The 15081-nt window shown below is 31.8% G+C and carries 17 protein-coding genes; 12 read left to right on the forward strand and 5 right to left on the reverse strand.

Features of this window, described 5'->3' with window-relative positions; translation table 11 throughout:
• Positions 1–11: 11 nt before the first annotated feature.
• The 8 genes from hemB (at position 12) to BFJ87_RS05360 (ending at position 7515) form a co-directional block, all read left to right on the forward strand.
• Entirely contained in the window at positions 12–1001 is a 990-nt protein-coding gene (gene hemB, locus BFJ87_RS05325; RefSeq protein WP_077401019.1) for a porphobilinogen synthase, read from the forward strand.
• 208 nt (positions 1002–1209) lie between these two features.
• The gene (locus BFJ87_RS05330; protein ID WP_077401021.1) at positions 1210–1959 is read left to right on the forward strand and encodes a hypothetical protein; all 750 of its coding nucleotides are present in this window, start codon (positions 1210–1212) and stop codon (positions 1957–1959) included.
• Between the two features lie 79 nt (positions 1960–2038).
• Entirely contained in the window at positions 2039–3346 is a 1308-nt protein-coding gene (locus BFJ87_RS05335) for a short-chain dehydrogenase (protein ID WP_077401024.1), read from the forward strand.
• A 173-nt stretch (positions 3347–3519) separates the two neighbouring features.
• On the forward strand, positions 3520–4431 hold the full coding sequence (locus BFJ87_RS05340; RefSeq protein ID WP_077401027.1) for a sialate O-acetylesterase: 912 nt from the start codon (positions 3520–3522) through the stop codon (positions 4429–4431).
• A gap of 85 nt (positions 4432–4516) precedes the next feature.
• Positions 4517–5395 carry an AraC family transcriptional regulator gene (locus tag BFJ87_RS05345; protein WP_077401030.1) on the forward strand — a complete coding sequence of 293 codons (879 nt, stop codon included), beginning with the start codon at positions 4517–4519 and terminating at the stop codon, positions 5393–5395.
• A 100-nt stretch (positions 5396–5495) separates the two neighbouring features.
• On the forward strand, positions 5496–5765 hold the full coding sequence (locus tag BFJ87_RS05350) for a CBU_0592 family membrane protein (RefSeq protein ID WP_077401033.1): 270 nt from the start codon (positions 5496–5498) through the stop codon (positions 5763–5765).
• Positions 5766–5881: 116 nt separating this feature from the next.
• Positions 5882–7045 carry a CNNM domain-containing protein gene (locus tag BFJ87_RS05355; protein ID WP_077401036.1) on the forward strand — a complete coding sequence of 388 codons (1164 nt, stop codon included), beginning with the start codon at positions 5882–5884 and terminating at the stop codon, positions 7043–7045.
• Positions 7045–7515 (forward strand): methylated-DNA--[protein]-cysteine S-methyltransferase, encoded by a 471-nt coding sequence (locus BFJ87_RS05360; RefSeq protein ID WP_077402210.1) that lies wholly within the window; start codon positions 7045–7047, stop codon positions 7513–7515. Before BFJ87_RS05355 ends, BFJ87_RS05360 begins: the two co-directional genes overlap by 1 nt.
• 62 nt (positions 7516–7577) lie before the next feature.
• Here BFJ87_RS05360 and BFJ87_RS05365 read toward each other — a convergent pair whose 3' ends face one another.
• Positions 7578–8330, reverse strand: coding sequence for a hypothetical protein (locus BFJ87_RS05365; protein ID WP_077401040.1), 753 nt, complete (start codon positions 8328–8330; stop codon positions 7578–7580).
• Between the two features lie 124 nt (positions 8331–8454).
• Here BFJ87_RS05365 and BFJ87_RS05370 point away from each other — a divergent pair, with 124 nt between their 5' ends.
• Complete coding sequence (locus BFJ87_RS05370) at positions 8455–9168, forward strand: 3'-5' exonuclease (RefSeq protein ID WP_077401043.1); 714 nt, start codon at positions 8455–8457, stop codon at positions 9166–9168.
• An 8-nt stretch (positions 9169–9176) separates the two neighbouring features.
• Here BFJ87_RS05370 and BFJ87_RS05375 read toward each other — a convergent pair whose 3' ends face one another.
• Entirely contained in the window at positions 9177–10112 is a 936-nt protein-coding gene (locus BFJ87_RS05375) for an endonuclease/exonuclease/phosphatase family protein (RefSeq protein WP_077401046.1), read from the reverse strand.
• 119 nt (positions 10113–10231) lie between these two features.
• On the opposite strand from BFJ87_RS05375, the gene hflX reads away from it, so the two are divergent.
• Both hflX and BFJ87_RS05385 read left to right on the forward strand, forming a co-directional pair.
• Positions 10232–11443, forward strand: a complete 1212-nt coding sequence (hflX, locus tag BFJ87_RS05380) for a GTPase HflX (RefSeq protein WP_077401049.1) — start codon at positions 10232–10234, stop codon at positions 11441–11443.
• 387 nt (positions 11444–11830) lie between these two features.
• A complete protein-coding gene (locus tag BFJ87_RS05385; RefSeq protein WP_077401052.1) occupies positions 11831–12529 on the forward strand; it encodes a hypothetical protein in 699 nt (232 codons plus the stop codon).
• Positions 12530–12600: 71 nt separating this feature from the next.
• Here the strand turns inward: BFJ87_RS05385 and BFJ87_RS05390 are convergent, their stop codons facing one another.
• Complete coding sequence (locus tag BFJ87_RS05390; protein WP_077401055.1) at positions 12601–13089, reverse strand: nuclear transport factor 2 family protein; 489 nt, start codon at positions 13087–13089, stop codon at positions 12601–12603.
• A complete protein-coding gene (locus BFJ87_RS05395; RefSeq protein ID WP_077401058.1) occupies positions 13082–13585 on the reverse strand; it encodes a hypothetical protein in 504 nt (167 codons plus the stop codon). Before BFJ87_RS05395 ends, BFJ87_RS05390 begins: the two co-directional genes overlap by 8 nt.
• Positions 13586–13737: 152 nt before the next feature.
• Here BFJ87_RS05395 and BFJ87_RS05400 point away from each other — a divergent pair, with 152 nt between their 5' ends.
• Positions 13738–14679, forward strand: coding sequence for an NAD-dependent epimerase/dehydratase family protein (locus BFJ87_RS05400; RefSeq protein WP_077401060.1), 942 nt, complete (start codon positions 13738–13740; stop codon positions 14677–14679).
• 1 nt (position 14680) lies between these two features.
• On the opposite strand, the gene BFJ87_RS05405 is transcribed toward BFJ87_RS05400, so the two are convergent.
• Positions 14681–14983, reverse strand: a complete 303-nt coding sequence (locus BFJ87_RS05405) for a hypothetical protein (protein WP_077401063.1) — start codon at positions 14981–14983, stop codon at positions 14681–14683.
• Positions 14984–15081 lie beyond the last annotated feature (98 nt).

Below are 15081 nucleotides of genomic sequence, written 5' to 3' on the forward strand. Positions count from 1 at the left end.
AAACAATAATTATGTATCCAATTATTAGAAACAGAAGATTGCGTAGTAACGAGGCAATCCGTTCTTTGGTTCGTGAAACCATTATTTCTCCAGACGATTTTTTAGTACCACTTTTTGTGGTAGAAGGTAAAGGTGTTAAGCAAGAAATACCGTCTATGCCAAATTATTTTAGGTATAGTTTAGATTTGTTAGAGAATGAGGTAAAGGAGTTATGGAAAATGGGCTTAAAGTCGGTTTTACTTTTTGCTAAAGTGCCCGATAATTTAAAAGATAATAAAGGTACAGAAGCCGTAAATCCAGACGGATTAATGCAACGCGCTGTTAAAACAGTAAAAAACGTTTGTCCAGATATGTTGGTTATGACAGATGTTGCTTTAGACCCTTATTCTTCTTACGGCCATGATGGTATTATAGAAAATGGGTTGGTTTTAAATGATGAGTCTGTTGAGGTACTTACAGAAATGAGCGTGTCTCATGCAGAAGCAGGAGCAGATTTTGTTGCACCAAGTGATATGATGGATGGCCGTATTTTAAGCATACGCGAAGCTTTAGAAGATGATGGTTTTTACAACACAGGTATTATGAGCTACAGTGCAAAGTATGCCTCTGCTTTTTACGGACCATTTAGAGATGCTTTAGACTCTGCACCTGTAGATATGCAAAATGTTCCTAAGGATAAAAAAACATACCAAATGGATTATGCCAATCGTTTTGAAGCTATACGAGAAACGGAAATGGATATTGATGAAGGGGCAGACATTGTAATGGTAAAACCAGGACTTTGCTATTTAGATATAGTACGCGAAATTAAAAACGAGGTAGATGTGCCAGTGGCAGTTTACCAAGTAAGTGGCGAGTATGCTATGGTTAAAGCAGCAGCAGAAAAAGGCTGGTTAAACCATGACGCTGTTGTTATGGAGCAACTAACAGCAATTAAAAGAGCAGGTGCAAATATTATTGCCAGTTACTTTGCTAAAGATGCAATTCGTATTTTAGGGTAATTTTATAAATACAAATTTTAAAAGCTTACTAAAAATTACAATACACTTTTTAGTAGGCTTTTTTTGTAATACATTAAAATATTTAATTTACTATTACGAATAAAGGTTAAAACCTTTCGGAAATAGGTACACATTATAATAGTCCTACAAAAATATATAGTTTAGTCCTGTTTAATACTCTTATTTAATGTACTAATACAATATATATATGATACAGTTTTTGAGAAATATTTTAGGACTTGGCCCTGCAGAACCCAAAAATTTACGTAAAAAGCCCACAGCTAATACACAAGCCACGACCGTTGTAAAAGAAGTTATTACTGATAAATTAGAAATGGATTATAGCATGGTTTATCCGTATTTGGTTTCTAAAAAAACAAAAGAACTAGACTTAGCAAATGAGTTAGTTTCGGTTTTTTATGAATCGGAAGATATTTATGCTCCTACGGTGCAGACTTTTGTGATGATGGATAAAGACAAAGAGGGGGCAAACGGAGAAATAGATGTTTTTCATATAAAAACAAGTAACAAAACAGAAGAAGATTATAAAAAGCTTGATAAACATAGTTTAGCCAATTTAGATAATTTAGAATTGCCTTTTATGTATTGGGATTTTACTGATGAAAAAAGCGATTACGAAATTTTATCAACCAGAATTACCCCGTTTTCGAGTGAAAAAATATTGAGTAGAAAACATATGTTAGAGGCACACAAAATGCTAAACTCTAATGAACTCTTGGTTTCTATTCCAAGAAAAGGGCTTATTTATGTATGTTCTTATTTATTGGATACCCAACATATCAATCAATTTATGGACATTCATGCATATATGATATTAACAAACAAGCAGAATTGTGAGCTGTTATGTGAAGATTTATTTGTGGTTAAAAACGGAGAAATAAGTAATGTGTTAGGTTTAAGTCAGCTGTCTGATAAATTAAAAGAAGGTAATCTTTAATAACCCTGTAAATAGGGTGTAATTAGAGTAACTCTTGTTTTAATTTTACACCTTACTGTATCAACCTTAAAATTGATTTATGAAAAAAATATTACTACTATTAATTGTAATACTGTTTAATAGTTGTTTTGGTGGAGATAAAACAGATGAAGAACTGTTAGCTATAGACAAACAAACACTAGTTAAAAGTATAGATTCTGATAAAGTTTTGACCTATAAATTTGCTAAAATTTTAATTAGGGCTTCAGCAGCAGAAAGTAATATTAGTCCTGAGTACTCCAAATTTAAGTCCGACTTAGATAGAATTTTTAATAAGGTTTCTAATTATGACGCTAAAGATTCTGAAAGTCTAAGTGTTTTAGATTATATATCTATTTATAGAGATTATAAAAAGATGGAGAAATTTATAATGGAAACGGATGAAGATGAGTTTCCTACTTTGTTAGAGGTTTTTAGTAGAGCAAACGCAGCTCCAGAAACACCAAAACAAAATTTGTTGGCAGGAGAGCAAAAAAATTATGTTCAGAATATAGAACACTCTGTTTTAAGTGCAATTGTAGTTTTAAGTAGAGACATTGGTAAAGAGGTGTCTTTATACGAGTGTTCTAAAACCAACCCAGAATTATTGCCAGATTCTGAAATTAAAGCTCTTTTGCAATACTACCGAGGCTTTTTGTTTTTTGAAAAAGGACTGTACTATTTGTCGGAGGATGAAATATCATCAAACATAAATTGGCTTAATGCTAATAAAGACGTAAACCTACCTCTTACAAGAGCAATGTTTCAGTGGGGAAACTTAAATAACGAACAAACTCATATTGGTTTTCATTCTTTAAATCATTTATTTAGAGGTTTTGATAGGTTAATGATGGATCGTGATATAGATGAAGAACGTGCGCTTGAAGATTTTGAAATGTTTTTAAATGACTCAAAAAAAATAGGATTAGATAATGAGGTAATTTGGTCTATAGAGTCTTACTTATATCTAAAAAAAGAAAAAAATGACAAAGCAATAGCAGCTTTAAAGAGGTTGCAGGCTAGTAAATTACTTTCTGCAGATGAAAAAGAGCGTTTAGCAGAATCTATAATATATGTACAAAATAGGGAGCCCGGAAAAGTATTAAACGGTTTTTATGATAAGTATTTTTTAAGTAAAATTGCCACAAAATACATGTTATCTATTTTAGCCAAAGTAGATTGGCAAAGGCTTATGGAAGAACAAAATGTGCCACATACTAAAGAAATTTTTGAAACTTTAGAAAAATTTAAAAGCTTTACAGAAGAATACAATAAGTATACAAGCTCCGAAAATTTGGAAAAAACAAAAGACGAGCTTTTAAAGCAGGGAGAAAGTCTTTGGGACCAAACAAAAGGTTTGTTAGACTAAGTAATTTGTTTAGTAGAATAATGCGCAATACCGGTTTTAGAACCTGTGTTGCGCATTACTATTTCATGAAAGTATTAATATTTCGCATAATTTACTAATTGTTTAAATCTTAAAGTTTTTACATTCGTTGTTGACTAATAATTGAAGTTATTGCTGTTTAAAATATTGAAACAATGAAATTTACATTTATAAAGTACATTGCTTTAACTGCATTTATGTTTACTTTTTATAAAGTATTTTTACCAGCATCATCTACTTCAACTACTTTTAACACTAAAAATACAACACACACTACAGAGTCTAATACAATAGATTTTAATCCAAATTTTCATATTTACATATGTTTTGGACAGTCTAATATGGAAGGTTCTGCAACTATAGAAGATCAAGATTTATTGGAGAACAGCCGTTTTAAAGTATTACAGTCTTTAGATTGTGATAATCTTAAAAGAAAAAAAGGGGAATGGTATACGGCTGTAGCTCCTTTAAGTCAGTGTTACGCAGGTTTGTCTCCTGCAGATTATTTTGGAAAAACAATGGCTAATAATTTACCAGACAGTATTACTGTTGGAGTTGTAAATGTAGCCGTTGGCGGATCTGATATTAGATTGTTTGATAAAGACATTTACAGTAATTATCTTAATACATATAAGGAAGATTGGTTTACAGATAAAATTAACGCCTACAGTGGTAATCCTTATAACCATTTAATACAATTGGCAAAGCAGGCACAAAAACAAGGTGTTATAAAAGGCATTCTTTTACACCAGGGTGAAAGCAATACTGGGGATAAAAAATGGCCAACATATGTGCGTACAGTTTACAACAATATGCTGGCAGATTTGTCTTTAAAAGAAGAAGAAGTACCTTTGCTTGCTGGTGAAATGGTACATGAGCAACAAGGTGGTAAGTGTGAAAGTATGAACCCTATAGTTAATACATTGCCAAGTGTAGTGCCAACAGCTCATATTATTTCTTCTAAAGGTTGTGAAGTCCGCACAGATAGCGTACATTTTAATTCTGAAGGAGTTAGAGAATTAGGAAAAAGATACGCTCTAAAAATACTAGAGCTTAAGTATAAGTAAAAAGCAAACACATTATATTACAACGTTAGTTACGCTTTAATACTAACATAAAATACCATACTTTTGGTTTTTAAGTTGTAAATAGATGTCTACATCATCAGAAATTCAAAAACATGGTTTTAAAGAAGGATTGCCCCAAGAGTTTGAGTTGGTAAATCTTGCAGACTTGTACAACAATTTTTTTGATGATTTAATAGTTCCTCACAGAGCAGATTTTTATCAAATTATATGGTTTAAAAAAGGAAATCCCAGACATATGGTAGATTTTAATCCTATAGATATTAAACCAAACTCAATTTTATTTGTAGATAAAAATAGTGTACAATGTTTTGATGAAAATGTTGCTGTAGAAGGAGAGGTTTTGCTGTTTACAGATAACTTTTTTTGTAAAACAGATGAAGATACCAAGTTTTTAAGAGGCAATATGCTTTTTAATGATTTATATTCCATATCTACCATACAAGTAAAACAGCATACGCATATTTACAATAGTATTTTTCAATTTATAGAACAAGAATTAAACACGGTTAAAGACAATTACCAATCTGATATACTTAGGAATTATCTTCAAAATATATTACTATTATCAGAAAGAGAGCGACAAAATCAAAATATTGCTTTTATAAATAAGGGACCAGATTTAGATTGTGTTATTAAATTTAGAGACTTGCTGGATAAAAATTTTATGAGGCAAAAATCTGTAGCTAAATACACAGAGCAGTTAAATGTTACGCAAAAGCGCTTAAGTGCAGCAACTTTAAAAGTAATGGACATTACACCCAAGCAAATGATAGATGCTAGGGTAATATTAGAAGCTAAGCGTTTATTAGTACATACTTTAGATAGCGTAAAAGAAATTGGTTATACACTTGGTTTTGAAGAACCTACAAATTTTGTAAAATATTTTAAAAAACATCAAGGCTTTACCCCAACTGAATTTAGAAAAAAAATACTACTGGCGTAAAATTACCATTTTTAGCCGTATTTGTATCATAATACCTAACGCCTGTTAGCGCAAATTTGCTTCATAATTTAACCCCAATAAATGAAACAAATTAGTAAAAATGAAATTGTTAATTGATGTATTAGGTTGGTCAGGTTCTGGCTTTTTAATCCTTGCTTATGGGATTACACTTATAGAAAATAATAAGTACGTTAACTATGCAAAGTACTTAAACCTTTTTGGAGCAGTATTAATAGCAATAAACTGTTATTATTATAATGCTATACCATCATTTGTTTCTAATTTAATTTGGAGTGTTATGGCCACATTAACCATATATAAAACAAAAAAAAGAGAGCGCTATTTTGTTAAGCCTAAGCTTAAGGTTTAAATTATTCTTTAATTTTTTTAGTATTTGTTATAATGCAAGGTGGTAATATCTGGTAGTAGTTTTTATTTATACAGAACTGCTAACTTTTTGCTATTTTCGTAATCTAATCATATACTATGGGTCTTTTATTATTTTACGCGTTTATTTCGGTATTCTTTTCATTTCTCTGCTCTATACTAGAGGCAGTGTTACTTAGTGTAACTCCTACTTTTATTAATGTAAAAAAGAAAGAAGGAAAAAGTTATGCAGAAGGTTTAGAAAACTTAAAAAAGGATGTAGACAAGCCTTTAATTGCAATTTTAACCTTAAACACTATAGCGCATACAGTTGGTGCAATTTTAGTGGGTGTACAGGCAAAAGTTGCTTATGCAGAAATGTATGGTACAGCTACAACCAGTATTTTTGGTGTAACTTTTACAGAAGATTTAATGGTAGGAGTAGTATCAACCATTATGACTATTTTAATATTAGTTGCCTCAGAAATTATACCTAAAACTATTGGTGCTACATACTGGAAACAGCTATCTAACTTTACAACAAAAGCTTTAAATATTATGGTTCTAATTTTAAAATGGACCGGGCTTTTATGGTTACTACAAGTATTTACTAAGCTAGTAGGCAGTAAAGAACATCATGGTAGCGTTTTAAGTAGAGAAGATTTTACAACTATGGCAGACATTGCTCATGAAGAAGGCGTTTTTCAGGAGTCTGAGTCTAAAATTATACGTAATTTATTAGAGTTTGATGAAATTTTAGCGAAGCATATTATGACGCCACGTACGGTTTTAAAATCTGCAGCAGAAACAGCAACTATAGGCGAGTTTTATAAGGCTAACCCAAAAATGCGTTTCTCTAGAATTCCTGTGTATAGCGGGTCTTTAGATAATATAACTGGTTTTGTTTTAAAAGATAACATATTAGAAGAAGTTATTAATAAAAACGGAGATTCTCCTCTGTCTAGCATAAAAAGAGAAATTTTAGCAACAGAACGTAATACACCAATTCCGCAACTATTTGAAACCTTTATAAAGAAAAGGGAACACGTAGCTTTGGTTGTAGATGAATACGGATCTGTTAGTGGTTTGGTAACTATGGAAGATGTTATAGAAACCTTACTAGGAATGGAAATTATGGATGAGAGCGACCATATTGCAGATTTACAATCTTTAGCCCGTAAAAACTGGGAGAATAGAGCAAAAAAGTTAGGGTTAATTGTAGAAGAAGATGGTAAAATAGATACTTCTGAAACAAAAACAGATACTCCGGAAGATATTAAATGATAGAAACAGCTTACATAAAGACTCCGTTAGGCATTGCTAAATTACAAGGTGATATAAACGGACTTTCTGTAATTTCTGTATTTGATAATGGCAAAATAACGGAAGTAATTCCTGAAGTGCTGGAAGATGCTGTTTATCAACTACAAGAGTATTTTAGAGGAGAACGTACAACATTTAGTGTTGAGTTAAATCCGGAAGGCACAGATTTTCAAAAAAAAGTTTGGAACGCCTTATTACAAATACCGTTTGGTAAAACTTGCTCTTATTTACAGTTGTCTAAAGTGTTAGGAGACCCAAAGGCCATAAGGGCTGTAGCTGCAGCAAACGGTAAAAATCCGCTATGGATTATGGTACCTTGCCACAGAGTAATTGGTAGTGATGGCTCTTTAACAGGCTATGCAGGAGGCTTACATCGTAAAAAATGGTTGCTAGAGCATGAAAGTCCGGTTACACAAACAACTTTGTTTTAAAGTATAAAAAAATCCGATTTAATTATAAATCGGATTTTTGTTTTTTAAGTAATAAAAACGATTTAGTTTTTACAAGTAATTTCACTTAATTCTGTTTCATCTGCAATTGCATCAGCTTGTTTTACACTGTCATCAAATAAAACAAATTTATCTATAGCGTGTCCAGAAGACCTAGCAGATATTTCCATAGTGTAAGTGCCAGCTTTATCAAATTTTACAAATACAGGATGACTATCGTTGTCTGATGTATTTGCTTGCCATTTAAAATCTAAATCATTACCACTTCTGTATATTTTAAACCAACCATCCTTAGAAGATCCTTTTGGGTTAGGTGTTTTTCCTGTGTCATTAGGGTAAATTATACTACCTTCTTTTTCACCAAAAAAATCGCTAGCATCTGCAAAGCGCAACCAAGTGTCGTTATGCTCAGATCCAGAGTTACCTTTTTTAACAGCAGACTTCCATAAAAATTTATACGTACCTGGTTTATTAATTTTAATGCTATACGTAGCCAAACCTTCTCCTGGTTTTCCAAAGTATTGGTCTCCTTCCCAAACCATATATCCTTTGCCAGAAATATTATTACCGTCATTTTTTTGGATCCAATTCTCCGTAAACACAGCATTCTCAAACTCTACGCTTATAAGTCCATCTTTTTCTACAAAAACATAATTTTTAACTTCATTACAGTTAGTGTTTTGTTCTTCAGAGGTTTCTGCATCATCTACATTGTTGGTGTCATCACTATCGTCACTACTAGAACAAGAAAAAAGTGTAATTGCAATTAAGGCTAATGGTAATAATTTTAATTTCATAAGTATATATATTGTTTAGGTACTTAACTGTATTTGTAAGATTCTATTGGCTAGGTATGCTGTATTTCGTTAAATGGTAATTTATACTTATATTCAGTTTTCTTTTAAACTCTAAACCATTAATATGCTTCATAAAATTAGTTTGGAACATGTGCTTTTCTTAGATATAGAAACTGTGCCTGAGTATGAGAACTATAGCCAAATGACCGATGAAAAAAAAGAACTTTGGGCACAAAAAACAGCCTATAAAAGACAAGATGAATTTACGCCTGAAGAATTTTATGATAAGGCAGGTATTTGGGCAGAATTTGGGAAAATAGTTTGTATTTCTGTAGGATATTTTAACACTAAAGGAGATGTACGTAATTTTAGAGTAACAACCTTTTTTGGAGTAGAAGAAGTACTGCTTAAAGAATTTAAAAACCTATTAACTACACATTTTGCATCACCTAAATACGTGCTTTGCGCTCATAACGGTAAGGAGTTTGATTTTCCGTACATTGCTCGCCGTATGGTTATTAACCGTATAGACCTGCCACCAAAACTAAATTTATTTGGCAAAAAACCTTGGGAAGTACCACATATAGATACTATGGAGCTTTGGAAGTTTGGCGATTTTAAACACTATACATCCTTAAAATTAATGACTAATGTACTTGGAGTTCCATCTCCTAAAGAAGATATAGATGGTAGTATGGTTAGAGATGTTTTTTATGTTGATAATGATATAGACCGTATTATAAAATATTGCGAGTTAGATGTTATTGCTATAGCTCAAGTTTTTCTTAGGCTACGCAATGAGGAGTTACTGGTAGAAAATGAAATTAAACGAGTGTAAACCGGTGGTTACTTATTGTACTTAAGCTGTATAAAAACAGGAAAATGATCACTGTAACCACCAACGTATTTACGGCCAACATATGTTCTAAACGGTGTGCCTTTAAACTTGCCATCAAACTCAGTTAAAAAGTGCTCATCAAAAATATTAGCCTCTAAAAAGCTATGTGTACCTTTTTCATAATTTAAAAAACTATGGGAAATAATAATCTGGTCAAATAAGCTCCATTTTCTCTTGTAGCTGGCACTTCCTTTCTCAAAAGTTAATAAATGTTCACTAGGGTTGTAAAACTTATTTGTATCCATTAAAGTTTTTATACTATCAGACTTAGGACTATCATTAAAATCGCCCATAATAATATAGTTAGGGTTAGGATATTTTTCTTCAATTTTAGCCATGTAGCTAATTAATACCTTGGCAGCTTCAATTCTTTTGTAATCTGTAGAAATTTTTCCTTCTCTTTTAGAGGGCCAATGATTTACAAAAACGTGTACTTCTTCGTCATTTAATATGCCGTGTACATAAAGTATGTCTCTAGTATTATCTACCTCGCCATTGGTATTAATAATATGTACATGTATAGGCTCAGAATATAATACCGTAAAATAATCTTTGTTATAAATAAGTGCAGTGTCTATGCCGCGTTCATCAGGAGAATCATAATGCACATACTCATAATTTATATTTTCTAAATTACTATTACCTACAAGATCTTTAACTACATTTTCATTTTCTACCTCTGCAATTCCAACAAGTACAGGAGGCTCATCTGTATTGTGAGTTCCTATTTCAGAAATGGTTTTAGTGAGTTTAAAAACCTTTTTTTTGTACCTATTATTTGTCCACCTTTTTTCTCCTTTAGGAGTAAAGTCATCATCTAAAGTTGTGGGGTCATCAATAGTATCAAACAGATTTTCTAAATTGTAAAAGGCAATTGTTACCAAATTAATCTTATTTTATTATTTTAAAGTAGTAAAAAAAGTGTTTACTTTTTAATATTAGATGCTAAAATACAAAAATAGCTTAGCAAGTATTGATTAGATTTGCATTATAAATTAAACATATGCTAGAGAAGAAAGTCGTAGAATATGAAAGAGCGGTACTTATAGGAGTTATAAGTAGCACACAAACAGAGCAAAAGGTAAAAGAATATTTAGATGAACTAGAGTTTTTAACCTACACTGCCGGAGGAGAAGTTTATAAGCGTTTTGTACAAAAAATAGATAAGCCCAACCCTAAAACATATATAGGTAGTGGTAAAATGGATGAGGTTGCACAGTACGTAGAGGAGCATAAAATAGGTTCTGTTATTTTTGATGATGAGCTAACACCTGGCCAGCAGCGTAATATAGAGCGCCATTTAAAATGTAAAATAGTAGATAGAACAACACTTATCTTAGATATTTTTGCGCAACGTGCCCAAACTAGTTATTCTAGAACTCAGGTAGAGTTAGCACAGTATGAGTATCTTTTACCAAGATTAACAGGTTTGTGGACACACTTAGAGCGTCAAAAAGGTGGTATTGGTATGCGCGGTCCTGGTGAAACAGAAATAGAAACAGATAGGCGTATTGTACGTGACCGTATTACGTTACTTAAAAAGAAACTTTCTAAAATAGATAGGCAAATGGAAACCCAACGTGGTAACCGTGGTGCTTTAGTTAGGGTTGCCCTGGTTGGGTATACAAACGTGGGCAAGTCTACCTTAATGAACGTGGTAAGTAAAAGTGAAGTTTTTGCAGAAGACAAATTATTTGCAACTTTAGATACTACTGTGCGTAAGGTTGTATTAGGAAATTTACCTTTTTTATTAAGTGATACTGTTGGGTTTATTAGAAAATTACCAACGCAACTTGTAGAAAGTTTTAAAAGTACTTTGGATGAAGTTAGAGAGGCAGATTTGTTATTGCATATTGTAGATATATCTCACCCTAATTTTGAGGACCACATTGCATCGGTACATAAAATATTAGAGGAAATTAAGGCTGATGATAAAAAAACTATTATTGTTTTTAATAAAATAGATCAGTTTACGCATGAGACTATAGATGATGATGATTTGGTAACCGAAAAAACCAAAATACATTTTACATTAGAAGAGTGGAAAAAAACGTGGATGCAGAAAGTAGGCGATAGGGCTTTGTTTATATCTGCATTAAATAATGAAAATTTAGATACGTTTAGAAAAAGGGTTTATGATGAGGTTAGAGACATACATGTAACGCGTTTTCCTTACAACAACTTTTTATACCCAGAGCATTTAGACGAGTACTAAATGTTAGCGTAAATAAATTACTATTTATCTAGAAAAGCGCACTTTATCGAAGAAAATGAACCGCTTATTTTTTATACAACAGAATAGAGCAAGTTCACAACATAAATTGCCAGACTTTTAAGGTTCGCCATATCTTTACACTGTAATTAAGAAATAAGGATTGTAAAAAATCTAAAATTTAAAAATTACACAAACGATATAAAACGCCTTTTTTCCCAAATCTGGCCTTTTTCATAAAAATGATATAAAAAGATCCCAAATCTTATTATCAAATTTAACCTATAAGCCCTCTTTAGAGGGCTTTTTTTGTATTATAACCTTCCTTGTATGTTTTTTTAGTGTTTACTTGAATAATTTTTATAGTTTTGACGCACTAAAAATATGAGAATGAAACAGATAATTATTGCAGTTGTGTTGCTTTTTACGGTAAGTATGGGGGCACAAAATAAGAGCGACTTACTAACGCACTACAAAGCGTTTTACAAACAAATGAAGTCTCAAGGAGATACGCAAGGTATAATTAACGCTATTACGCACCTAAATGTTTTGGAGCCTAGTGAGGCACGTAAAGATACTTTGGCATTTTTATACGTAAACAGTAACCAAAATATGCAAGCATTGCGCGTAATTGGTGTAGATACAAAAGACAGTGACTCTAACCTTGCTGTACAAGTAAGAGCTTTAGCCTTAAAAGCGTTAGGAGATGTAAAAAGAGCTATAGCCCAGTTTGAAATTTTAAACAAAAGAACACCTAATACTTTTTTAGCGTATGAGTTAGCAGATTTAAAAATACAAACAGGAGACAAGGCAGGTGCTTTAGTTAATATTGAGTATGGTTTGGCTAACGCTAAAGATGATATGAAATATGCTTTTTATGAAAGACAACAACCTTATGAAGTACCTATTAAAGCAGCTTTTTTACATTTAAAAGCATTAATTGAGTATAACAATGACCAGTCTAAGCCAGATGTTGCTTTGGCATTAATTAATCAAGCATTAGCAATTGCGCCTAACTTTAACTTGGCTAGTTTAAGCAAGCAAGCTATTGAGGCAAGAAAGGCAGATGTAGAGGCGCCTAAAAAATAATAGTACCATTATAGAATAAAAAAGGAGTGCTAACAGCACTCCTTTTTTATTGTCTTATATTTTTATAGCTTTTATTTTTGTTTTAATTGCTTTTTTAGCTCTAGGTCTTTATCTTTTTTAAGTTCAACCACCTTACTAACATTATCATTTGGTATAGCAATAGATAAAACATAATGCGCTATTTTCCATTTTCCTTTTACTTTTTTAAGAACACCAGAACCACGGCAAATTTCCATTTGGGTATCTAGTAACTCATCAAACCAAGCAATTTTTTTAGATGTATCTATGTATATATTGCGTTCTAGAGCCGTAAAACTCCACGCCTTTCCTTTGTCAAAATACGGTTTAGCAAAAGCTCTAAAATCTTTGTTTTGCCAATTTTCAGTTGCGTCTGTTCCAATAAAAATGCCGTCTTTTGTCATTAAGCCAAAGTAAGTATCAAAATTAGCATCTGCGGCAGCCTTATGCCAAGCATCTACAACAGTATTAATTTCTGCTTTTTGTGCAGTTACTTGCAATGATGCAACTAACAGGCATAGTAAAAGAAAAATCTTATTCATTTTCTAAAATTAAATTAGTGTCTAATGTATTGTTTGCAATAATATTAAACTGGTTTCTAAAACTATTATATGCATTAATTAGCTCAGATGCTGGCTCTAATACATTTAAACTATATTCTATTGCAGCCTTAGTTTTTAAGGTGTAGGTTTTAACTACAGTTTGTCTGCTTTTAATATGTGGTTTGTTAAATTCTTCAGGATAAACAGATTTTTCTAACTTTTTTTGAGCCTCTATAATTTGGTCTAAGGTTAAACGTAAATCTTCATCATTCTCTGCTTTGTACAAACCATCTATAGCTGTATTAAAATCTTTATACTCTTGCCAATTTTCTAAAACCGGAACTACTTTTGAATCTAGTTTTATCTTTTTTGGCAGTTTTTTAGCGTTAAAAGTAATTTCATCTATAATTTGCTCTTCTTTTATGACTTCTTTCTTGGTATTTGTGCAAGAAACTAGACTAAAAATTACAATTAAAAAAAGGAAAAATCTCTTCATAAGACGAAAGTATAAAAAAAGAATAAGATAAGAAGTTTGTTCACTTTCAATTCATTTATAAATTTAGTTAAATAAGTAGTAAATATGTAATTACCACTAAAGTTAATTTAATAAATATATCTTTGTAGCCTAACTTTAGAACACCAATTATTGTGCAAAAATCTATCTTAATTATAGGTGCCTGTGGGCAAATAGGTACAGAGCTTACTTTAGCTTTAAGAGAAAAACATGGTAAAGATAATGTAGTTGCTAGTGATATTAGAGAAGGCGGTGAGGATCTTATGTCTAGTGGGCCTTTTGAGCTTTTAGATGCAACCGATTATAAAGCTATAGAAAATGTTGTGATGCATTATGAGATAGAGGAAGTATATTTAATGGCTGCAATGCTAAGTGCTACTGCAGAAAAATTTCCTATGCGTGCTTGGGATTTAAATATGGGATCTCTTTTTAACGTATTAAATTTAGCAAAAGACAAAAAAATAAATAAAATATTTTGGCCATCTAGCATTGCTGTTTTTGGACCAAATACTCCTAAGGAAAACACACCACAAAATACTATAATGGAACCAAGTACGGTTTACGGTATTAGTAAACAATCTGGTGAGCGTTGGTGTAGTTATTATTTTAATAAATATGGGGTAGATGTACGCAGTTTACGTTACCCAGGTTTAATTAGTTGGAAAACCCAGCCAGGTGGTGGTACTACAGATTATGCCGTAGAAATTTACCATAAAGCACTGGAGAGCAAGGCTTATACTTGCTTTTTGTCTGAAAATACAAAATTACCAATGATGTTTATGGATGATGCTATTAGAGCTACTGTATCTATTATGGAAACTGAAGCAGAAAATATAAAAGAGCGCTCATCATATAACTTAGCGGCAATGAGTTTTACACCAACAGAAATTGCAGCTAGTATACAAAAACAAATACCAGAATTTAAAATTGATTATAATGTAGATTTTAGACAAGAAATTGCAGATTCTTGGCCACAAAGTATTGATGCTTCTACAGCAGAAAAAGATTGGGGTTGGAAAGCAGAATTTGACTTAGAGAAAACCACAGAAACAATGTTGAAGAATTTAGCAAATTAAACTATTCTTCGTCATCAGCTTTTAAAGTTATGTCTGGGATGGCTGTGGGGTCATCATCATTAAAATCCTCATAGTCGTCCTCGTCATAATTTTCCATAGTATGCTCTAACTTGGCACTAATTTTCACAAGGTATTTAGTATCGTTAGTTAATACTTCTACAGCTTCAATGGTTTCGTTTTTTGCGTTTTTAAAAACAATAATATCATTATCGCCATATCCTGCCGGATAACGCTCTACCAATAATTTTAAGACTTCGGGAGTAAGTTTTTTAAAATCTACAATTACCCGTTTAAGATTATTCATAACTAATATATTTAGAGAATTGTAATACACGCAGTATGCGAGTTACTAAAATTAGTCTATTATATTAAAAATGCAAAACCTATAAAGTTAATTACATG

Source organism: Cellulophaga omnivescoria (assembly GCF_001999725.1).
GTDB classification, from domain to species: Bacteria; Bacteroidota; Bacteroidia; order Flavobacteriales; family Flavobacteriaceae; genus Cellulophaga; species Cellulophaga omnivescoria.